This is a genomic window from Polaribacter sp. M10 (assembly GCF_054968445.1).
The window spans coordinates 1-22,392 of record NZ_JBSSBG010000004.1; the positions used below are offsets into that span (position 1 = coordinate 1).

The window sequence follows — 22,392 nt, forward strand, 5'->3', positions numbered from 1 at the left end:
AACTCCTCGTTTGTGAAGCTGTTCTATAAAACTGGTCAGTTCTGAACCTGTTTTAAATTGTTTTAAAAAGTCTTTGTTGTTTAATAAATCTTCTGGTTTCATAAATAAAAGTGTGTTTATAAATTTAATGATTATTTTATCGTAAAGTTATTTCCGAAATTTTTCCTCATTGAGCAATTGAAATATTGCTCTAGAAAAATTTCAGAATAACTTTACTTACACACTTTTTGGTTTAGTACCATAAAAACAAAAAAACCGTTTAGAAATTTCTAAACGGTTTTTTTTATTAAATTATAATTAAGCTTTATTCTTTGATAAACTTTGTTGTATAACTTACATCATCAGCAAAAACTTTTATCAAATACAAACCATTGGATAAATCTTCTATATCAATTTTTGTAAGATTTGCAGTAAATACTTTCATCTTTTTACCTAATACTGAGTAAATTTCAATTTTAGAAACTTGTAAAGTTTTCGATTTTACATTTAGAATATTTTTAACCGGATTTGGATAAAACTCCAAAGATGCTACTAACCCATTATTTTCTGTATTTAAAGTACATGTATTACCAACTTTGTAAGAAAAATATTTTGTTACAGCCAAACCACCAGCAAAAGCAAATTTACAAGCATAATTAATAGTTTCGCCATTTGTAAAACCACTTATTGTTTTGGTAAATTTCTTACCAGAAACCAAATCCATTTGAGTTTCTATAAATGGAGATTGTTTCCATAAGTATGCAACTACTCCTGATTTGTCTGTATCTAATAATTCAAAAGTAAAAGTTACATCTGTTCCGTTTGTGGTAAACTCATAATTATATCCTAAAGAAAATGCACCTTGTACAGCTTCATTAAAAGTTCCTGCACATTCTGAATTGGTATCTGAAGTAGTTGTAGCTTGCAGTTCTATTGAATTATTAGCAGCTTCATTACCAGAAAGATCTTTTGCAGCAACACTAAAAGAGTATAAAGTTTCAGGATTTAAACCTGTGATAACCATAGATTTTTGAACTCCAGAATCGCCATTTTCAGAAACTGTATTGTTGTTATACGTAACTTCATAAACCACTTTACCAGAATTATCTGTTGCGTTTAACAATAATTCTACAGAATTTCCTGTGATTGTACCTAAAGTGGCCGTAAAATTTTCTGGTGCAATTGTATCAGAAGTACTACCTGTACAACTACTACCCACAACATAATCGAAATATGTTGTAGCAGACAAACCACCTGAATAAGCAAATTTACATCCATAACTTATGGTTTGCCCTAAAGTTAATCCACTGATTGTTTTCGAAAAACTTAAACCATCTGTTTGATCAAATTCAGATTCAATAAATGGATTTTGTTGCCATAAATACGCTACAACACCAACTTTATCAGTATCTAACAATTTAAAAGTTATGGTTACACTTGTACCAATCGTTTCGAAAGTTACTTCATAACCTTCAGAAAAAGCACCTTGTTGAGCTTCTGATGAAATTTCTACACATGATTTTTCTTCAGAAACCATAATACTAATTTCTTCGGATGTTGTTGTTGCTCCTAAATTATCTGTTGCAATTGCTGTAATTTGATGCGTTCCTAAGCTTGCATCAGACCAAGTAAAACTAAAAGGCGCTGTTGCATCTTCTCCTAATTTTGTTGCACCCGCATAAAATTCTACTAGATCAACTGAACCATCTAAATCATTTGCAGTTGTTGTTATTGTTATCCCTTCTCCTTGTTTGTAAGATGTATTTGTACTTGGAGCTGTAATTGAAATTGTAGGATTTATATTACCTCCATCAGAAACCAAAATAAGCACTTCATCACTATCAGCATACGTGCCATCACTAACTGTTAATTTACATTTGTATACTCCATTTATTAAGTTACTAGCTGTTGGTGAGGCAATTGTTTTATCATTAAAAGAAATAATTGTTGGGCCATAAATTTGTTCCCAATTAAAAGTGATTGTTTCTCCTTCTGGATCATTACTTGCAGAACCATCTAAACTTGCAGTTGTATTTGGTGAAACAACAGAAACATTGCTACCAGCAATGGCTACAGGAGGCATAAAAGGCAAAGCATCTTTGTAAGTAAACGTCATTTTACCTAAATTAAACTCACCATTTTCTATAAACAAACGCAATATATTTTCACCTTTAGTCAGTTGAATATCTGTTACAGTTTTGGTTTGCCAAACATCCCAATCTGAAGTATAAGCAACAGTAATATCAGGACTTATTTTAATACCATCAACCTCAAAATAAAAAGGCCCACCACCATTTTGGTTACCAGAAGCGTATCTAAAACTTAAATCGTAAATACCTGCAGTTTTCACATCTACAGTATACTCCATCCACTCTCCTGCTCCATTCCAACCCACAGTTGCACCTTCTCCATTTACAATAACAGCATCAATATTTTCTTCTGTTCTAAAATCCCCATTATTACCAATAGAAGTATCTACATAAGCAATATTTTGCCCAATTCCACCTTCAAATTTATCATAAAAACCAGCTTCAATTTCACCAGGAATTACATGCGGACTTCCTAAATAAGAAACCTGCTCACCTACTTGCACACTTACATTGTTGGTTAAATTAAATTCGTTATCAACAAAAACTTTTGCATAAAAACCGTGAACTCCTAGAGTTAAGTTTTCTGCTTTAAATTCGTATGGAGCTGTTGTGTCATCACCTAGAAAAGTTATGCCATCAAAAAAGGCAACTTTAGTAACCGCATTTCCTGTAACAGTTGCAGATAAATTTATGCTTCCATTAGGAAAAGCTTGTGTAAAATCTGAACTTAATTCACCAAAAACATCTACGTCTCTGCTGGTTTTCATTTGATTTGCTGGCACAGTTAACTGAAATCCGTCAGAAAAAGTAACCACAATTTGTGCATCTGAATAATTGTGAGCAACATAAGTAATTTCATCATTTTGTTTAAAAGCTGCAGCAATAGGATAATTAGCTGTAATTGATGCATCTACAACACCTAAAGCATTAACAGAATGTAACCAGTGATAGGTTTGAGCATCAGAAATACCAAATTTTAAATTTCTATCAGCATAAGCATTGTAGAGATTTACAGCTTCTTGCGGATTAGACATTGATAAATATTTCCAATACGTATCGTGCCATAAATTGTCATTGTTTTCTTGAGTTAAAACACCCGTATTTTGTGAAATTTCTGTCCATAATTTTTTAGCATATTCTTGGTTGTGACCTAAATAAAAAGAACCACCATGAATGGGATATAATTCTATACCATAAGATGCTGCAATGTCTGCTGTCCAAAAAGTTCCATTATCGTAAGAATTTCCCCAAACCCTAGAAACCAAACTGTATTGTTGATTATTGGCAAAATTTCTATCATACATATCAAACCAATATTCTTCTACAGCTGTTTGTTCTGTGGTGTAAATGTAAATTCCTAAATCTCTAATAGCATCGTTTTCTGTAATTGCACCCCAATGAATTAAAGAAGAAGCAAATTGCATACTTTCTGAGGTTGATTCTTGATCATTACCTTGAGGAAAACTTGCAAAACCATTTGCCCAGCTATGCCCTGCATAAGGACTAAAATTTCTTAAAAACGGAAATAAATCATCATTTCTATCCATAGAAGCTGCATCACTAATTAAGGTGTTAATCATTGCACCCCATTTTGTAGCCCAACCAGGTTCAAATTGTTCCATAAAAGCTGCTGCGTGAATAAAATATCCCCAATGAAAATGATGATCGTTTATGTTAGTGTCTTGCCCATGACCTGAAGGATAACCCAATAGTGCAGACCAAGTATTGTTGTAATAAAATAGAAATGCTTTTTCGCCAGATTCGTAAGTTAACCAATCTTCTAAACGTTCTTTAACAGTAGCAATCATTTTATCTCTTGCTGTAATATTACCTGTTTGATCTGCAATTCTAGCAGTTTGAATTAAACGATTTAACATTTGACCTTCGTTGTAAGAATCTGTCCAAGTTGATAAACCATCGTTTTCTATCTGAGCAATTTTTTCTTCTAATTCAGAAGGACTAAAACCAGTACTGTAATTTGCTAGATAAGGAATCGTTGGTAAAATACCTTTAAACGTATTTTCTACTTCAAAACTATTGCCTTCTAACATTTTTAATTCTCCTCTAACTGAAGTGTAAGAATAGACACTATTTACAGGCGCATTAGAACTTGTGTTATACCATTGATGAGGCAATAAACCCAACAACATATTTGTATTTGTACCTTCTTTTACGGCTGTTGTAACCGAAAAAGTTGTGTTTATTTTTGATGTGTTTTCGTTATAACTCCAAGAAGTTATGGTATTTGTAGGAAATACAAAAGCATATTTTTCTAAGTCAGATGCTACAGCTGTTACAATACCTGTATTTTGAGGTAACATGGCCATAGACCAATAGGTTTTTCCATTTAAGGTAGATGTATATGTGTTGCCAGATTGAATCCAAGAACTTCCTGAAGGTGCATAAAACACAAAATCTTGTCCATTAGATGCATTTTCTACAATTAATTGTTCGTTGATTATGGTTGTTGATCCAGAGTTTACTTTAATTTCTACAACATCATCAGTATCTTTTTCATAATATAAAAATGGCATTCCAATACCAGAAGTTACATTCATTTCATTGTCAGCATCTTTCCAATTCATTGTAACTGTCCAATCTGAATAATCAGAAACTGTAGCTCTGTCTGTAGACAAACCTTGCAAACCAACTTCTATTGGAGAAGAATCGCCAATAACACCCCAAGGAATATAAGTTACAATTAAACCTGTGTTTGTGGTTTTCATTGTTAATGGGTAATTGAATAAATTATCTGCATGATTTTCTTTTACCAATTTAGACCACCAATCATTGGTAGGTACAGGCTTGCCTAAAGCATTACCAGTTAATTGAGGAGAACCTGAAGGAAAACCATTTCTACCAGCAATATCTGTACCTGGAAACGTTTTTGTGTAGCTTCCACTACCTACTTGTGTAGTTTGAGAAAATAAAGTTGCAGTAAATACAAATAAAAACAACTTTAATAATTTAATTCTTAATTTTATGAACATATTTTTGAGTTTTATGTAAAGCTATCTTTATTAAGATTGCATTTCATAAAACACAACAATACAAAAACACAACAATATAAATATATTTAAAAAATAAGGAGAATATTAAAAATATGCCATAATATTTACAAATACCTTAATTATAAAAGTGATTTGTAACGATAAATAGAAAATTTAAGGAATTAACTCATTAAATATCGACTATACATCAACCATACAAAAATAAAAATGAGCTACTATTAAGCAAAAAAAAATCCGTTTAGAAATTTCTAAACGGATTTTAAATATTATAAATTTTATTTGCTAAAAAATTATTGATTTAATCAAAATCTGTATCTAATTTTAAGTAATCTAAAAATTCTCTTTTGGTTTCACTTTCTTTAAATTTACCACCAAACTCTGCAGTTACTGTAGAACTTTCAATATCTTTTATTCCTCTAGAATTTACACATAAATGTTTTGCATCGATAACACAAGCAACATTTTCTGTACCTAAAGCTTCTTGCATAGCTTGTACAACTTGCATTGTTAAACGCTCTTGTACCTGTGGTCTTTTAGAAAAATACTCTACAATTCTATTCATTTTTGATAACCCAATTACCTTACCATCAGAAATATAAGCCACATGAGCTCTACCAATAATTGGTAATAAATGATGCTCGCAAGTAGAATATACAACAATGTTTTTCTCTACTAACATTTCACCATAATTGTAGTTATTATCGAATGTAGATGCTTTGGGTTTATTTTTTGGGTCTAAGCCCATAAAAATCTCATTTACAAAAGCTTTAGCTACTCTTTTAGGAGTTCCTTTTAAGCTATCGTCTGTTAAATCCATTCCTAAAGTGTTTAAAATATCTTTAACACTTTCTTGAATTCTATTGATTTTTTCTTCATTTGTAATATCAAAAGCATCTGCTCTTAAAGGAGTTTTTGCTGATGTACCAATGTGATTTTCACCAATTTCTTCTATTCTTTCGTCATTCATTTTGCTGCTCAATTCAAACATTTCAATCTATATTAAAGTGCAAATTTACGTGTTTGCAACGTATTATAATCGTTTTTACATCAATTATCGTTATAACAGAATAATTCTTGATAACTAAAAACTTCTTCAAAAACAGTTTTATAAAACCCTGTTTCTAACTATTCTGTAAATCCTTAAAGTTTTTGTTGATGTTATCCATCAATCTATATATGTTGTATAACTATTTTAATTGGTCTATTAATTCTGATAACGAACATTTTGTTTGCGATCCAGAAACCATATTTTTTAAAGTATATTCTTGTTTTTCAATTTCTTGAGAACCCACAATTACAACAAATTCAATTTCGCGTTTGTTAGCATAATTCATTTGTTTTTTCATTTTTGCAGCATCAGGATACAATTCAGATTTTATATTTTGAGTTCTTAAAGCAGCAATGGCTTTCATAGAATACAAAGCTTCTGCATCACCAAAATTGATAAACAATACCTTTGGTTTTGGCAAATCAACAGATTTAAACAAACCTAACTCTTCTAAAACCAAGTAAATTCTATCCAATCCAAAAGAAATTCCTACACCAGAAACATCTTTTAAACCAAAAATTCCTGTTAAATCATCATATCTACCCCCACCACCAATAGAACCCATTTTTACACCTTCTGGAGCAGACACTTCAAAAATTGCGCCTGTGTAATAATTTAATCCTCTTGCTAAAGTTACATCCAATTCTAATTTAGCAGATTGTAAACCCAATTCTGAAATTGCATTGATTACAAATCTTAATTCTTGTACACCTTGCAATCCTTCTTCAGATAATTGTAACATTGCTGCTAAAGCATCTAAATTCTCTTTATTAGTGCCATCAAAAGAAAATAAAGATTGTACTTTTTGAATCGCTTCTTCAGAAATACCTTTGGATATCATTTCTGCTTCTACTTTTTCTTGACCAATTTTATCTAACTTGTCTAAAGCTACAGTAAAATCGATCAATTTATCTTGGGCGCCAATAACCTCTGCAATACCCGAAAGTATTTTTCTGTTATTGATTTTAATAGTCGTTTTTTCTAAACCTAATTGAGTAAAAACAGTATCGTATAATTTAATAAACTCTACTTCTTGCCAAAGCGATTTACTACCCACAACATCAGCATCACATTGATAAAATTCTCTAAAACGTCCTTTTTGCGGTCTGTCTGCTCTCCAAACTGGTTGTACTTGATATCTTTTAAAAGGAAATGTAATTTCATTTTGATGTTGTACTACATATCTTGCAAACGGAACAGTTAAATCGTAACGCAATGCTTTTTCTGAAATTTGCGCTGTAACCTTGGTACTTTCTTTTTCAGCTAATAATTTTTCATCAGCCTTTTTTAGAAAATCCCCAGAATTTAAAATTTTAAAAATCAGGCGATCTCCTTCTTCTCCATATTTCCCCATTAAAGTTGATGAATTTTCAAAACTCGGAGTTTCTATAGGTTGAAATCCGAAAGTTTCGAAAGCAGTTTTAATCGTGTTCATAATGTATGTACGATTGGCAACTTCTGTTGGCGAAAAATCTCTAGTTCCTTTTGGGATGCTTGGTTTCATATAAATAATTATGAATTACGAAATTTTAATTAATGATCAAATCACTAAAACCTAAAATTCGTAATTATGATTTTGTAATTGTAAAATTAAGAGCGCAAATATCGTGAAAAACTTATAATTTATTACGTGATATAAAGGTTTTATTTATCCTTTTTAACTTGTGCAAAGAGGCATTTAATTCAAAACCCAACAATAAAATAATGGAATTTAACCAAACAAAAAGCATCAAAATTAAAAGTGTACCAATAGAACCATACAATTGATTGTATTGCGCAAATTTTAATACGTAAATTCCGAATAAATAGAAAGTGAAAATTGAAACAACTGTAGTTAAAACAGCGCCTGCAGAGAAAAACCGTATTTCTTTTCCTTGTTTTGTTCCATACCTAAATAGTAGTGAAACAATTATAAAAATCATCAACACAAACAGTAAACCTCTACCATAATAAAATAGATTTAAGTCTGAGGTATTTAGCCAACCAATTTCATCAATCTTAGTTAATGCAAACTGGTATAATATTACCAAAATAACAGTTGATATTAAGAAAACCGAGATTAATAAAGAAACCCCTAAAGCCACAAAATACGATCGAAAAACATTTCTGAATTCTGTAATGTGATACGAATATTCGAAGCCACCAAAAATGGCGTTAATTCCATTGGTCATTAGAAAAATAGATAGTAAAAATCCGAAGGAAAGTAAACCTCCATATTGATTGTTGATAATATCGCCAATTACCAAATTTACAGCATCAAAAGTTTGAGGAGGCAAAACATCTTTAATAAAAGAGAACAAACCTTCTTGAAAACCGTCTATAGGGATGTAAGGAATTAAGGTTAAAATAAATAGCATAAATGGAAAAACGGCCATAAAAAAACTAAAAGCAATTCCTCCTGCTCTTGTGGTTAATGCGCCTTGAATGATTCCAATGACATACAATTCTAAAACATCATACAAAGACATACCCACTAAACCCGGAATTTTTATTTTTTTTCCGAATGCAACCAACTTATTAATAATTGGTATTTTATTTAGTTTGGCTTCTATTTCTTTTGACATTTTTTTTTAAGTTTCTAAGTTACAGAGTAACAAAGTTTAAAAGCTACTGAATTATAACCTTGAGTTATTCTATAATAATCTTATAACTCGATAGCAAACCTGCTACATTTTCTTTACTAAACTTGGCACCTTTTAAACTATTTTCTTCTGGACGTATTTTAAAATTAAATGCGGTTCTAAAATCTACTTTTTCTAGTGATGTTCTATCAAAAATTGTGTTTTTTAAATCGCAATTATCAAAAAATGAACTCGTTAAATTAGATGCTGTAAAATCCGTTTCTTCTAAGTTACAATTTATAAATCTTGTATTTTGAATTTTTAATTGATAAAAAGATGCAAAATTTAACAAACAATCTTTAAAAGAAAATTGCAATAAAAAAGGATCGCATTCATTGAATTTTACGCCCAACATTTTACAGTTGCTAAAATTCACATCTTTAAAAGCGGTGTCTTTTAGTATTGTATTGCTAAAATTACAATCGATAAATTCGCATTCTAGAAACTGAATATTTGATGCGTGAATACTTTCGAAATTACAATTGGTAAATGTACAATTGTCATATTCTCCTTTTTTTATTTTTGATTTTGTAAAATCAATTTTGGAGTATTCTTCGCTATCAAAATAATTGTTCATGCTTTATAATTCATTATTTAAAGTTCAAAATTCAAAGTTGGGCTTTAGTTCAAGGATTCAACTTTAAATTTTAAACTCAGAACTTCTTAAAGCGCTTTTAAACTTAAATCCATATTATAAACCGAATGTGTTAAAGCACCAGATGAAATAAAATCTACACCACATTCTGCGTATTCTCTAATGGTGTCTTCGTTAATTCCTCCAGAAGATTCTGTTAAGCATTTATCACCAATTAAAGCCACCGCTTTTCTAGTATCTTCGTAATTAAAATTATCTATTAAAATTCTGTAAACTCCATCAACAGATAAAATTTCTTCAATTTCTTCTAAACTTCTAGCTTCCACAATAATTTTTATATCAATATTATTATCCGCTAAATATTTTTTAGTTTTTGTAATGGCTGCTGTAATTCCACCTGCAAAATCAATGTGATTGTCTTTAATCATTACCATGTCATACAACGCAAATCTATGATTTTCTCCACCTCCAATTTTTACTGCCCATTTTTCTAGAGCTCTAATTCCTGGAGTGGTTTTTCTGGTATCTAAAACTTTGGTTTTTGTACCTTTTAGCAAGTTTGCAAAATATGCAGTTTTGGTTGCAATTGCACTCATTCTTTGCATTGCATTTAACACCAAACGTTCTGCCATTAAAATGGATTGCGATTTACCAGCAACATGAAAAACAATATCTCCATATTTAACTTCATCACCATCGTTTATAAAAGTTTCTACTTGTAAATCTGCATCAACATATTTAAAAACAAGTTTGGCAAATTCCACACCAGCTATAATTCCGTCTTCTTTTACCAACAATTTTGCTTTACCTTCTGCTTCTGCAGGAATACAAGAAAGTGAAGTATGATCTCCATCTCCAATATCTTCTCTTAAAGCATTTTTGATAATTAAATCTAATTCGTTCTGAAATTGTTCTTTTGATATCATTTTTTCGTGTTTCTGATGTAAAAATAGCAATGATTTTTTAACTTTTTGTCAGTTCGAGTGAATTTAATGAGTGAAAACGAATAAATTTGTATCGAGAACAATTATAGTGAACTTCTCGATACAATTTTCTCATAAAATCGAAAATTACTCGAAGTGACAAACCTAAAAACTAATGAAAATTAAACTTCTGGCCATAGGTAAAACCGACAACAAACATTTAATTCAATTGATTGATGAATATCAAAATCGATTAAAACACTATATTAAGTTTGAACTCGAAATTATACCTGATATTAAAAATGTAAAGAATTTAAGCGAAGTTCAGCAAAAAGAAAAAGAAGGAAATTTAATTTTAGCCAAACTCCAAAATACAGATCAATTAATTTTGTTAGATGACAAAGGAAAACATTTTACATCTATAGAATTTTCTAAATATTTACAAAAGAAAATGAATTCTGGAATTAAGCAATTGGTTTTAGTAATTGGTGGTCCTTATGGTTTTTCTGAAGCGGTGTATAAAAAATCTGTTGGTAAAATATCATTATCTAAAATGACGTTTTCCCATCAAATGATTCGTTTATTTATTGTTGAACAATTATACAGAGGTTTTACGATTTTAAAGAATGAACCTTATCATCACGAATAATTAAAATGAACTAGCATCATTATAATTTTTAAAAAAAAGAAGCCTTATTTGATTTCTATCATCAAAACAGACTTCTTAATTTTTACTCTCAATTTTTAAATGCTATTTTATACAAATAAGTTTAAATTAGATTGTTCTGCTTCTTCTAAATAATTAGCAACACCTCCTATTTTTACACCTGGTATTAATTCAGTTTTATCTACTCCCATAATATCCATACTCATTTGGCAAGCAATCATATTTATACCACTTTCTTGTGCAATCTGTATCATTGTTTCTAAAGCATCTACGTGTTTATCTTTCATTCTCCATTTCATCATTAAACGTCCCATACCTGCCATGTTCATATTAGAAAGTCTTAATTCTCCTGCATGACTTGGCATCATTTTGCTAAACATATTGCCCATGGTATCTTTTTTTACTTTTGGTTTGTTAGCATCTTTAATAACATTTAAACCCCAAAAAGTAAAAAACATTGTTACTTTTTTACCCATACTAGAGGCACCATTTGCAATTACAAAAGAAGCCAAAGCTTTATCTAAATCATCACTAAAAACAACAATTGTTTTATGGTCTGATGTAATTTTTAAATCACTTGAAACTTCTTTTTTAGCTTTTTCAATTATTGCTTTTACTTCTCCTTGGTTATGTTCTCTTTTAATTAATTTGTTTCCAGTAACCTTGCACCAAGATTCTACATCACTATAAAAACCTGGATCTGTAGCTGTAACTTCCATTTGGTCTCCATCTAAAATTCCTTCAATATTCTCTTTTAATTTTAAAATAGGACCAGGACATTGTAAACCACAAGCATCTACTTCTATGGTTTTTATACTAAAAGGAGTAACAGGTGTTTCTGTTTTTTCTTCGATTATATCATCAAAAAAAATAGGATTAGACTGTTCTGCCATTGCTTGTTTGTAGACTTTTAATCCACCAGAAAGGTTATAAACATCATCATAACCATTCTGACGTAAAATTCTTGTAGCCACATAACCACGCAAACCAACACCACAATAAATCATTATTTTTTTATCCTTAGGTATCTTTTTTAAATGATTTCTTAAATCATCTACATTAATATTTAATGCTCCATCAATAGAACCTAAATCATATTCTTCTTTAGTTCTTACATCTAACACAAAAGAATCTGTAATACCTCTTTTCTTAAATTGATAAGGAGAAAGTGGTTTAAACAAGCCTTTAATAATATTTTCTGCATTAAAACCAGCCTGATTTACTGGGTCTTTTGCAGAACTAAAAGGTGGTGCATAAGCATGTTCTATTTCTTGTAAATCATAAATTGTTCCGCCATTTTTAATGGTTGTTGCTAACAAATCTAATCGTTTATCAACTCCTTTATAACCTACAATTTGTCCTCCTAATAATTTTCCATTATCAGGATCAAAACTAATTTTTAACACCATTTGCATAGCACCTGGATAATAACTAGCGTGAGAACCACCGTAAACAATTGTACTTTCGTGTTTTCTACCCAAAGCTTTTAAACCACGATGTGTAAGTCCTACAATTCCTGCTGATAAATCAAACACTTTTGCGATAGCTGTGCCAATTGAACCTAAATATTTTCTTTTATGGCCATACACCATATTATCAGCTAAAATTCGACCTTGTTTATTTGCAGGTCCTGCTAAAAATGCCAAACTTGGTTTGCCTGTTATAGGATGAGGAAACTCGATAGCATCGCCCACTGCATAAATATCTTTTTTTGATGTTTGCAAATACTCATCTACCCAAATACCACCTGCTTCACCAATTTTAATTCCTGCAGATTTTGCCAAAGAAATATCTGGTTTTACACCTATAGATAAGATGATAAAATCGGCAGAAATTACGCGTTCACTTGCCAAATGAACATCAATTAAATCTCCATTGGGTTTAAACTCTTTTACAGCATCTTCTAAAAACAAACCAACATTCTTTTCTTTAAAATGTTGATGAATTGGTGCTGCAATTTCACTATCCATCATATTCATAACTTGACTTGCAGCTTCTACAACAGTTACCTTAACACCAATATGATGTAAATTTTCTGCCATTTCTAAACCAATAAACCCTGCACCAACTACAATTGCTCTTCTTGGTTTAGAATCATCTACAAAAGCTTTAATTTTATCGGTATCATCTACATTACGTAACGTAAAAATGTTTGGCGAATTAATACCAGGAATTGGAGGTTTAATAGCAGAAGCACCTGGAGATAAAATTAATTTATCGTAAGTTTCTTTATAAACTTCGCCAGTTTGTGTTTTTTTAATTTCAACACTTTTATTGTCAGAATTCACAGAAATTATTTCTGAATGTATGCGAATATCAATGTTAAAACGGGCATTAAAACTTTCTGGTGTTTGCACTAAAAGCTTGCTTCTATCTTTTATAACGCCACCAATGTAATAAGGTAATCCACAATTTGCGTAAGAAATGTGCGAACCTTTTTCTACAATAATTATTTCTGCTTTTTCATCTATTCTTCTTAAACGAGCTGCAGTTGTTGCTCCACCAGCAACTCCTCCTACAATAATATACTTCATGTTTTTATAAATTATATTGAGTTTAACTCAAAATTTAGTGACTTATTTACACTACAAATTAACAAACTTCTAAAGCTTTTATCTGTAACAAATATCACATATAGCTTAAGGTACAGCCATTTTTATTTTCAAAATATAAATGTGATTAAATCAATGATTTTTGTCATTTTTTAAATTAAATATCCGTTCAAAATTTTATTAAAAACTGTCGTTTTAAACTCTCCTCTTTTGTTACTTTCAAACCTTAAAAACTTTGTAACTTTGTTGTATTGAAACTTTGTAATTCAAAATAATGAAACTCGTATTTGCTACCAACAACCTTAACAAATTGGCTGAAGTTCAGAAAATGCTGCCAAAATCTATAGAATTATTGAGTTTAAAAGACATAAATTGTTTTGATGAAATTGATGAAACTGAAACAACTTTAGAAGGCAATGCCAAATTAAAAGCAGATTATATTACTCATAAATTTGGTTACAATTGTTTTGCTGATGATACAGGTTTAGAAGTTGAAAGTTTAGGAGGAAAACCAGGAGTTTATTCTGCACGTTTTGCTGGTGAACCTGCAAATTCTGAAAATAATATGCAAAAATTATTATCAGAATTACAAGCTAAAGAAAATAGAAAAGCACAATTTAGAACTGCTGTTGCTTTAAATTTAAATGATGAAAAATTTCTTTTTGAAGGCATTTGCAAAGGCGATATTTTAACCGAAAAACAAGGTGAAAAAGGTTTTGGTTACGACCCAATTTTTAAACCTGAAGGATACAATTTGTCTTTTGCAGAAATGAGTTCTGAAGAAAAAAACAAAATTTCTCATAGAGGAATTGCCATTCAGAAATTAGTCGCTTTTTTATCTGATTATAAAAAATAGGTTTCATTGATTTGAAATCTAGAAGTCTTACATGAAAAACAAATCTTACACAAAACACTTTATCATATTATCAGTATTACTGATATTCTTGTTTTTTGTAAATATTAGCTTGGGTTCAGTTTCTATTCCTTTTCAAGATATTTTTAAAATTTTTATAGGTAGTTTTTCATCCAAAGAAAGTTGGGAAATAATTATTTTAAATTTTAGATTACCAAAAGCAATAACTGCAATTTTAGTAGGTTCTGGTTTGTCTATTTGTGGTTTGTTAATGCAAACGTTATTTAGAAATCCACTAGCTGGTCCATTTGTATTGGGTATTTCTTCTGGAGCGAGTTTAGGTGTTGCTATTTTAATTTTAGGTTCTTCTGTTTTTGGAGGATTTTTATTAACCAATACTGTATCTAATTGGTCTTTACCAATTGCTGCTAGTTTAGGCGCTTTTTTAGTATTATCTGCAGTAATTATAGCCGCAAATAAGGTTAGAAATACAATGTCAATTTTAATTATTGGTTTAATGTTTGGGTCTTTAACTTCTGCAGTAATTAGTGTATTGGCTTACTTTTCTGAGGCAGAGCAAATTCAGCAATATTTATTCTGGAGTTTTGGTAGTTTAGGGAATTTAAGTTGGAATGAAATTTTAGTTTTTTCTATTATTTATAGTATTGGAATTCTTGCAACACTAACAATTATAAAACCTTTAAACAGCTTTTTATTGGGCGAAAATTACGCCAAGAGTTTAGGCATTAACATTAAAAAAAGCAGAAATATTATCCTGTTAATTACTAGCTTGTTAACTGGTGTTATTACTGCTTTTTCTGGCCCAATAGCTTTTGTGGGTTTGGCTGTACCTCATATTACAAGAATGTTTTTTACGACATCAAATCATAAAATATTAATACCAGCTGTAGCCATTTTGGGCGCTATTATTTTATTAATTTGCGATGCTATTGCTCAATTACCAACAAGCGAATTTACGCTACCCATTAATGCAATAACATCGCTTTTTGGGGCACCTGTTGTTATTTGGTTGTTAGTTAGAAAAAAGAAGATTTATATATAATCTAGTAATAAAGCAACAAACCTTGAAACATCTTAAAAATATCATCTTAAAAACCGAAAATCTAAGCATAGGTTATCAGAATAAAAAGTCGCAAAATATTGTAGCGTCTAAGATTGATATTGCTATTGAAAAAGGAAAATTGGTTGCGGTTTTAGGTAAAAACGGAATAGGTAAATCAACTTTATTAAGAACAATTTCTAAAGTTCAAAAAGCATTAAAAGGCGAGGTTTTTATCAACCAAAAAAATATTAACACCTTTACAAACAAAGAGCTTTCTACAGTTTTAAGTTTAGTTTTAACAGAACGATTACCAGAAAGTCAAATTACGGTTTTTGAGTTGATTGCTTTAGGCAGACAACCTTATACCAATTGGATTGATAAACTTTCAGAAAATGACTTAAAAAAAATAAACTGGGCAATTTATCAAACAGAAATTGATCACCTAAAAGAAAAGTTTTTTTATGAATTGAGTGATGGCCAATTACAACGAGCACTAATTGCTAGAGCTTTAGCACAAGACACTGATATTATTATTTTAGACGAACCCACTGCGCATTTAGATTTGCATCATACCATTAAAATTTTCGACCTATTAAAAAAACTGGTCAAAGAAACTTCTAAAACCATTATTTTATCATCGCATGAAGTAAATTTGTGTATTAAATTTGCTGATGAAATTGTCTTATTCACAGATTCTAAAATACATTCTGCTACCCCTGCAGCACTCATAAAACATGAAGCTTTTGATAATTTGTTTCCAAAAGACATCGTTAATTTTAACAAAAAGTTAGAGCAATTTATTATAAACAAGTCTTAATTTTGATTTCGCTGTTACTTTTTATTACTTTTGGTAACAAATAAATTCAAATTAATCACATTTTTTAATCGATGAAAAAAATACTGTACGTTGCTAGTGCAATTGCTTTTATGGCTTGTAGTTCTAGTAAAGACGCTTCTAATGAAGATGCAAATGTAGACCAAGCTGCAAAATACGCAGAAACCATTACTGCCAAAGATTTAGGAACTCACCTTTTTACATATGCTTCAGATGAATTTGAAGGAAGAGAAACTGGAGAACCAGGACAGAAAAAAGCGGTTGAATATTTAAAGAACTTTTACGTAAATAAAGGAATCGTATCTCCTATTGGAGTTGATGATTATTTTCAAGAAGTACCTGCAGAATGGATTAACAAAAACACACGTCGTGGAAAATTTAAAGATTCTGAAAATGTATTGGCTTTTATAAAAGGTACAGAAAAACCAGATGAAATTGTAGTTATTTCTGCACATTTAGATCACGAAGGTATTAAAGACGATAAAGTCTATAATGGCGCAGATGATGATGGTTCTGGAACTGTTGCTATGTTAGAAATTGCAGAAGCTTTTAAAATGGCTACAGATGCAGGCAAAGGCCCAAAACGTTCTATTTTATTTTTACACGTTACTGGTGAAGAAAAAGGTTTATTAGGTTCTAAATATTATACAGAAAATCCAATTTTTCCGTTAGCAAATACAGTTTGCGATTTAAATATTGATATGATTGGTAGAACTGATGATAGGCATAAAGAAAATCCTAATTATGTATATTTAATTGGTTCTGATAAACTAAGTACAGAATTGCATAATTTGTCTGAAGAAATCAACAAAAAATACACAAATATTGCTTTAGATTATAAATATAATGATGAAAATGATCCAAATCGTTTTTACTATAGATCAGATCATTACAACTTTGCAAAACACAACATTCCGATTATTTTTTATTTTAACGGAACTCATGCAGATTACCACAGACCAACAGATACACCAGACAAAATTAACTACGAATTGTTAGAAAACAGAACACGTTTGGTTTTCCATACAGCTTGGGAAGTTGCCAATAAAGAAACAAGAATTATTGCTGATAAAGCAGAAGTTAAGAAAGAAGAAAAAACAAAATAGTTTACTCTCTGTTTTCTAAAAATAAAAAACCAAGCAATTTAAATTGCTTGGTTTTTTTTATATTTAAAAAGTTCTTGAAATTAAGTATAGAACTTATTTATTTGTTTAGATATTCTCAGCTAACCAATCTCCTACTTCTTTAGTACCATAAGATTTTCCTCCATCTGCTAAATCTTCTGTAACAATACCTTTATCTAAGGCACTGTTTACAGCATCACGAATTGCTTTACCTTCTGCTTGTAAACCAAAGTTTTCAAACATCATTGCTGCAGATAACACTGTAGCCATTGGGTTTGCAATGTTTAATCCTGTTGCTTGCGGATAAGAACCGTGAATTGGTTCAAATAAACCAATTTCTGCACCTAAAGAAGCACTTGGCATTAAGCCCATAGAACCAGAAATTACAGAAGCTTCATCTGTTAAAATGTCTCCAAATAAGTTTTCTGTAATTAAAACATCGTAACTATTTGGCCATTGAACAAGTCTCATTGCAACAGCATCTACAAACTCATAAGAAACCTCAACTTCTGGATAATCTTTTTCCATTGCTTGCACAGTTTCTCTCCATAAACGAGATGTTTCTAATACATTGGCTTTATCTACACAACATAATTTCTTACCACGTGTCATTGCCAATTCAAAACCTTTTTTTGCTAATCTTTGAACCTCAGCTCTTGTGTATACACAATTGTCAAAAGCAGTTTCACCTTCTTCTCTTCTACCTTTTTCTCCAAAGTAAATTCCTCCAGTTAATTCACGTAAAAACACCAAATCAGTACCTTCAATTCGTTCTCTTTTTAAAGGTGATTTATCTAATAAAGAAGGAAACGTAAATGTTGGTCTTACATTTGCAAACAAACCTAGTTTTTTACGCATTTTTAATAAACCTTGCTCTGGACGAACTTTTGCAGAAGGATCATTATCGAAACGTGGATGCCCAATTGCACCAAATAATACAGCATCTGAAGATGCACAAATTTCGTGAGTTTCATCTGGATAAGGTTCACCAACTGCATCAATAGCAGCAGCACCAGTTAAGGCTGGTCTCCAATTAATTTCGTGATTAAATTTTTTAGCAATTGCATCAGATACTTTTACAGCTTGGTCTATTACTTCAGGACCAATTCCATCTCCTGCTAATAATGCGATGTTTAATTTCATTTTTTATTTTGGCTTTTGGCTCTTGGCTTTTGGCTCTTAGCTAAGTGCTAATTACTAAAAGCAAAAAGCTATTATATAATATTCAACATTTTCTCAGTGGCTTTTATTGCTGATACAGTTTGGTCTGAATCTAAACCACGTGTTATAAATTCTTTCTTTTCTCCTTTCCAGGTGATAATGGTTTCACATAACGCATCAGAATGACTTCCAGGAGGTATTCTTACTGCATAATCTATTAAACCTGGTAAATCTTTTTTACTGTGTGTTTTGTATAATTTACGCAAGGCATTCATAAACGCATCAAATTGTCCATCTCCTTGTGCATGTGCTTCGTATTGAACTCCTTCTACTTTTAATTGTAAAGTTGTAGAGGGTTTCATTCCTTTTGCGTGCCCTAATACATAATTTTCTACTACAATTCTTTTTTCTATGGTATCAGAATCTAAAACATCAGAAATAATATAAGGTAAATCATCTTGAGAAACGACTTCTTTTTTATCTCCTAATTCTATAATTCTTTGGGTAACTTTTTTAAGTTCTTCGTCATTTAAACTTAAACCTAAATCTTGTAAGTTTTTCTGAATGTTGGCTTTACCAGAGGTCTTCCCTAAAGCGTATTTACGTTTTCTTCCAAAACGTTCTGGCATTAAATCGTTAAAATACAGATTGTTTTTATTATCTCCATCTGCATGAATACCTGCAGTTTGCGTAAAAACATTTGCCCCAACAACAGGTTTATTAACAGGAATTCGAAATCCTGAAAACGTTTCTACTAACTTACTTACTTTATTTAAAGCCTTTTCGTTAGTATTTACTTTTACATCCTCTAAAAAATCATTAATTACTGCAATTACACTAGCCATAGGTGCATTTCCTGCACGCTCGCCCATCCCATTTATGGTTAAATGCAAACCATTTGTACCCGCTTTTACAGCTTCCATAACATTAGCAACACCTAAATCATAATCATTATGACCGTGAAAATCGATAGGCAAGTTTGGGTACTTTTCTTTAACCTCACTTATGAATTTAAAGGTTTCTTCTGGAGTTAAAACTCCTAAAGTATCTGGTAATAAAACTCGCTCTATTTTTTGAGTAGTTAAAAAACCTAAATATTCGAAAACATATGCTTTAGAACTACGCATTCCATTAGACCAATCTTCTAAATACACATTGGTTTTAATATTATTTTTAGCAGCTAACTCAATAGTTGCCTTAATATCTGCAAAATGTTGTTCTGGAGTTTTTTTAAGTTGATGTGTTAAATGATTTAAAGAACCTTTGGTTAACAGATTCTGAACTTTTGCCCCAGAAGCCATCATCCAATCTATAGATTTTCCACCATCAACAAAAGTTAATACTTCTATTTTATCTAAAAAATTATTTTCGGATGCCCAAGAAGTAATTTTTTTAACCGCTTCTAATTCGCCTTCAGAAACCCTTGCAGATGCAATTTCTATTCGATCTACTTTTAATTCTTCTAAAAGTAATTTAGCAATTGTTAGTTTTTCGGAAACTGAAAACGACACTCCTGATGTTTGTTCTCCATCACGCAGTGTCGTATCCATTATTTCTATCACTCTTTGGGTCATTTCATCAATTTTGAAAACCTAAATAATTTATCTGTTATCGACCTTGTGGAGAAATCTAAAATGGTCTTGTTTCAGCAAATGCCGAAATTTCGTTTTCGATGTTTTTTAAATAATCGATATCATCAAAACCATTTAACATATTGTCTTTTTTGTAGCTATTGATGTCAAAAGACTCAGACTCACCAGTTGCAACTAACGTTACTGTTTGATTAGGTAAATCTACTTTTATTTCTGTTTTTGGGTCTGCAAAAATTGCATCGAACAATTTATCTGCAAATTCTGGAGAAACTTGCACAGGTAAAACTCCAACATTTAAACAGTTGTTTTTAAAAATATCTGCAAATGCTGATGAAATAACGCAACGTAAACCAAAATCGTACACAGACCAAGCTGCGTGCTCTCTAGAAGAACCAGAACCGAAGTTTCTACCTCCTACTAAAATTTTAGAACCTGCATAAATTTCTTTATTTAATGGAAAATCTGGTTTTGGTGTTCCATCTTGTTCAAATCTCCAATCACGGAAAAAATTGATATCAAAATCTTTACGCTCAGTTGCTTTTAAAAAACGAGCAGGAATAATTTGATCTGTATCTACATTTTCGGTTGGTAATGGATATGCTGTACTTGTTAATACATTAAATTTATCGTAAGCCATATTTTAAGTATTCAGTCTGCCAGTATTCAGTTGGCAGTCATTATAATTATTTTAAATTTTATTTCACTAGCAGAACATCAGTTTTTGACTGAAAAACTGCTTACTGCTAACTGCAAACTATACCAAAAGCGTTCTTGGATCTGTAACTTTACCTTCTACTGCAGAAGCTGCTGCTACTAATGGAGAAGCTAATAATGTTCTAGAACCTGGTCCTTGACGTCCTTCAAAGTTTCTGTTTGATGTAGAAACTGATAATTTTCCTGATGGGATTTTATCATCATTCATAGCCAAACATGCAGAACAACCTGGTTCTCTTAACACAAAACCTGCCTCATCAATAATTTTATCTAAACCTTCTGCTTTAATTTGATCTACCACTTTATGAGATCCTGGAACTAACCAAGCAGTAACATTGTCTGCTTTTTTACGTCCTTTTACAATAGAACAAAATGCTCTAAAATCTTCAATTCGTCCATTAGTACAAGAACCTAAAAATACAAAGTCGATTTCTTTACCAATCATTGCTTCGCCTTCGTTAAAAGACATATAACCTAAAGATTTTTTATACGTCTCTACACCACCTTCTACAGTTTCAGCTTTTGGTATCGATTTTGTAACGCCAATTCCCATTCCTGGATTTGTACCATAAGTAATCATTGGCTCAATGTCTGAAGCTTCGTAATTGAATTCTACATCAAATTCAGCTCCTTCATCAGTATATAAAGTTTCCCAATATTTCATGGCTTTGTCCCAATCTGCTCCTTTAGGAGTTTGAGAACGTCCTTTAATATATTCAAAAGTTTTAGCATCGGGTGCAATCATTCCACCACGTGCTCCCATCTCAATAGATAAGTTACACACAGTCATACGTCCTTCCATAGTCATGTCTTCGAAAACATCTCCTGCATATTCTACAAAATAACCAGTAGCTCCAGAAGTTGTTTGCTTAGAAATGATGTATAAAGCAACATCTTTAGGAGTTACCCCTAAACCTAATTTACCATTAACGTTAATACGCATTTTTTTAGGTTTTGGTTGCATAATACATTGTGTAGACAATACCATTTCTACTTCAGATGTACCAATACCAAAGGCAATTGCACCAAAAGCACCATGTGTAGATGTATGCGAATCTCCACAAACAATGGTTGCTCCAGGTAAGGTAATTCCGTTTTCTGGCCCAACAACGTGTACAATTCCGTTATTTACATCACCTAAACCCCAGTGAGAAATACCATATTTAGCAGCATTGTTTTCTAAGGCATTTAACTGATTTGCAGATAAAGGATCTGCCACAGGTAAATGTTGATTTATAGTTGGTGTATTATGATCTGCAGTTGCAAATGTGCGTTCTGGATATACTACACTGTTTCCTCTACTTTCTAATCCTAAAAAAGCTACAGGACTTGTAACTTCGTGGATAAAATGACGATCTATAAAAAACACATCTGGTCCGTCTTTAACTTGACGAACAACGTGCGAATCCCATACTTTGTCAAATAATGTTTTTGCCATTTTTAGTGGTTTTTATGATTTTATTTATAATCAGCTACCAAAAATACAATTTTAAGAAGTTTATTTTACGATTAATGCATTATAAAACATTATACCCAACTGTTAAATGAACACTTATTACATTGA

The 22,392-nt window shown here is 31.1% G+C and carries 16 protein-coding genes; 5 read left to right on the top strand and 11 right to left on the bottom strand.

Annotation, left to right across the window (positions count from 1 at the left end):
* Window positions 1-304: 304 nt before the first annotated feature.
* The 6 genes from ACWYN7_RS05900 to nadC all read right to left on the bottom strand — a co-directional run bounded on the left by ACWYN7_RS05900 (window position 305) and on the right by nadC (window position 10,270).
* A complete protein-coding gene (locus tag ACWYN7_RS05900) occupies window positions 305-5,059 on the bottom strand; it encodes a glycosyl hydrolase (RefSeq protein ID WP_462858930.1) in 4,755 nt (1,584 codons plus the stop codon).
* Between the two features lie 319 nt (window positions 5,060-5,378).
* Window positions 5,379-6,068 carry a GTP cyclohydrolase I FolE gene (gene folE, locus ACWYN7_RS05905; RefSeq protein WP_462858931.1) on the bottom strand — a complete coding sequence of 230 codons (690 nt, stop codon included), beginning with the start codon at window positions 6,066-6,068 and terminating at the stop codon, window positions 5,379-5,381.
* A 199-nt stretch (window positions 6,069-6,267) separates the two neighbouring features.
* Window positions 6,268-7,632: a histidine--tRNA ligase gene (hisS, locus tag ACWYN7_RS05910; RefSeq protein ID WP_462858932.1), complete on the bottom strand. Its 1,365-nt coding sequence runs from the start codon at window positions 7,630-7,632 to the stop codon at window positions 6,268-6,270.
* Between the two features lie 112 nt (window positions 7,633-7,744).
* Complete coding sequence (locus tag ACWYN7_RS05915) at window positions 7,745-8,692, bottom strand: YihY/virulence factor BrkB family protein (protein ID WP_462858933.1); 948 nt, start codon at window positions 8,690-8,692, stop codon at window positions 7,745-7,747.
* Window positions 8,693-8,756: 64 nt separating this feature from the next.
* Window positions 8,757-9,326 carry a pentapeptide repeat-containing protein gene (locus tag ACWYN7_RS05920; protein WP_462858934.1) on the bottom strand — a complete coding sequence of 190 codons (570 nt, stop codon included), beginning with the start codon at window positions 9,324-9,326 and terminating at the stop codon, window positions 8,757-8,759.
* 86 nt (window positions 9,327-9,412) lie between these two features.
* Window positions 9,413-10,270 (bottom strand): carboxylating nicotinate-nucleotide diphosphorylase, encoded by an 858-nt coding sequence (gene nadC / locus ACWYN7_RS05925; RefSeq protein WP_459486298.1) that lies wholly within the window; start codon window positions 10,268-10,270, stop codon window positions 9,413-9,415.
* Between the two features lie 172 nt (window positions 10,271-10,442).
* Between nadC and rlmH the strand changes: the two genes are divergently transcribed.
* On the top strand, window positions 10,443-10,916 hold the full coding sequence (gene rlmH, locus ACWYN7_RS05930) for a 23S rRNA (pseudouridine(1915)-N(3))-methyltransferase RlmH (protein ID WP_459486299.1): 474 nt from the start codon (window positions 10,443-10,445) through the stop codon (window positions 10,914-10,916).
* 107 nt (window positions 10,917-11,023) lie between these two features.
* Here the strand turns inward: rlmH and ACWYN7_RS05935 are convergent, their stop codons facing one another.
* Window positions 11,024-13,468, bottom strand: a complete 2,445-nt coding sequence (locus tag ACWYN7_RS05935; RefSeq protein WP_462858935.1) for an FAD-dependent oxidoreductase — start codon at window positions 13,466-13,468, stop codon at window positions 11,024-11,026.
* Between the two features lie 292 nt (window positions 13,469-13,760).
* Here ACWYN7_RS05935 and ACWYN7_RS05940 point away from each other — a divergent pair, with 292 nt between their 5' ends.
* From ACWYN7_RS05940 to ACWYN7_RS05955, 4 genes are all read left to right on the top strand, one after another.
* The gene (locus ACWYN7_RS05940; protein ID WP_462858936.1) at window positions 13,761-14,342 is read left to right on the top strand and encodes a non-canonical purine NTP diphosphatase; all 582 of its coding nucleotides are present in this window, start codon (window positions 13,761-13,763) and stop codon (window positions 14,340-14,342) included.
* Between the two features lie 31 nt (window positions 14,343-14,373).
* Complete coding sequence (locus ACWYN7_RS05945; RefSeq protein WP_462858937.1) at window positions 14,374-15,402, top strand: FecCD family ABC transporter permease; 1,029 nt, start codon at window positions 14,374-14,376, stop codon at window positions 15,400-15,402.
* A 22-nt stretch (window positions 15,403-15,424) separates the two neighbouring features.
* Window positions 15,425-16,219, top strand: coding sequence for an ABC transporter ATP-binding protein (locus ACWYN7_RS05950; protein ID WP_462858938.1), 795 nt, complete (start codon window positions 15,425-15,427; stop codon window positions 16,217-16,219).
* A gap of 71 nt (window positions 16,220-16,290) precedes the next feature.
* Complete coding sequence (locus ACWYN7_RS05955; RefSeq protein WP_462858940.1) at window positions 16,291-17,343, top strand: M28 family metallopeptidase; 1,053 nt, start codon at window positions 16,291-16,293, stop codon at window positions 17,341-17,343.
* Window positions 17,344-17,448: 105 nt separating this feature from the next.
* Here the strand turns inward: ACWYN7_RS05955 and leuB are convergent, their stop codons facing one another.
* From leuB to leuC, 4 genes are all read right to left on the bottom strand, one after another.
* Window positions 17,449-18,504 (bottom strand): 3-isopropylmalate dehydrogenase, encoded by a 1,056-nt coding sequence (leuB, locus tag ACWYN7_RS05960; protein WP_462858941.1) that lies wholly within the window; start codon window positions 18,502-18,504, stop codon window positions 17,449-17,451.
* Between the two features lie 71 nt (window positions 18,505-18,575).
* On the bottom strand, window positions 18,576-20,096 hold the full coding sequence (locus ACWYN7_RS05965) for an alpha-isopropylmalate synthase regulatory domain-containing protein (RefSeq protein WP_462858942.1): 1,521 nt from the start codon (window positions 20,094-20,096) through the stop codon (window positions 18,576-18,578).
* 55 nt (window positions 20,097-20,151) lie between these two features.
* Window positions 20,152-20,751 carry a 3-isopropylmalate dehydratase small subunit gene (gene leuD, locus ACWYN7_RS05970; protein ID WP_397445873.1) on the bottom strand — a complete coding sequence of 200 codons (600 nt, stop codon included), beginning with the start codon at window positions 20,749-20,751 and terminating at the stop codon, window positions 20,152-20,154.
* A 117-nt stretch (window positions 20,752-20,868) separates the two neighbouring features.
* Window positions 20,869-22,266, bottom strand: a complete 1,398-nt coding sequence (gene leuC, locus ACWYN7_RS05975; protein WP_462858943.1) for a 3-isopropylmalate dehydratase large subunit — start codon at window positions 22,264-22,266, stop codon at window positions 20,869-20,871.
* Between the last annotated feature and the right edge of the window lie 126 nt (window positions 22,267-22,392).

Excerpts from the sequence above, each read along its gene's own strand:
- ACWYN7_RS05900 (WP_462858930.1), bottom strand. The coding sequence starts at position 5,059 with ATGTTCATAAAATTAAGAATTAAATTATTAAAGTTGTTTTTATTTGTA.
- folE (WP_462858931.1), bottom strand. The coding sequence starts at position 6,068 with ATGTTTGAATTGAGCAGCAAAATGAATGACGAAAGAATAGAAGAAATT.
- hisS (WP_462858932.1), bottom strand. The coding sequence starts at position 7,632 with ATGAAACCAAGCATCCCAAAAGGAACTAGAGATTTTTCGCCAACAGAA.
- ACWYN7_RS05915 (WP_462858933.1), bottom strand. The coding sequence starts at position 8,692 with ATGTCAAAAGAAATAGAAGCCAAACTAAATAAAATACCAATTATTAAT.
- ACWYN7_RS05920 (WP_462858934.1), bottom strand. The coding sequence starts at position 9,326 with ATGAACAATTATTTTGATAGCGAAGAATACTCCAAAATTGATTTTACA.
- nadC (WP_459486298.1), bottom strand. The coding sequence starts at position 10,270 with ATGATATCAAAAGAACAATTTCAGAACGAATTAGATTTAATTATCAAA.
- rlmH (WP_459486299.1), top strand. The coding sequence starts at position 10,443 with ATGAAAATTAAACTTCTGGCCATAGGTAAAACCGACAACAAACATTTA.
- ACWYN7_RS05935 (WP_462858935.1), bottom strand. The coding sequence starts at position 13,468 with ATGAAGTATATTATTGTAGGAGGAGTTGCTGGTGGAGCAACAACTGCA.
- ACWYN7_RS05940 (WP_462858936.1), top strand. The coding sequence starts at position 13,761 with ATGAAACTCGTATTTGCTACCAACAACCTTAACAAATTGGCTGAAGTT.
- ACWYN7_RS05945 (WP_462858937.1), top strand. The coding sequence starts at position 14,374 with ATGAAAAACAAATCTTACACAAAACACTTTATCATATTATCAGTATTA.
- ACWYN7_RS05955 (WP_462858940.1), top strand. The coding sequence starts at position 16,291 with ATGAAAAAAATACTGTACGTTGCTAGTGCAATTGCTTTTATGGCTTGT.
- leuB (WP_462858941.1), bottom strand. The coding sequence starts at position 18,504 with ATGAAATTAAACATCGCATTATTAGCAGGAGATGGAATTGGTCCTGAA.
- ACWYN7_RS05965 (WP_462858942.1), bottom strand. The coding sequence starts at position 20,096 with ATGACCCAAAGAGTGATAGAAATAATGGATACGACACTGCGTGATGGA.
- leuD (WP_397445873.1), bottom strand. The coding sequence starts at position 20,751 with ATGGCTTACGATAAATTTAATGTATTAACAAGTACAGCATATCCATTA.
- leuC (WP_462858943.1), bottom strand. The coding sequence starts at position 22,266 with ATGGCAAAAACATTATTTGACAAAGTATGGGATTCGCACGTTGTTCGT.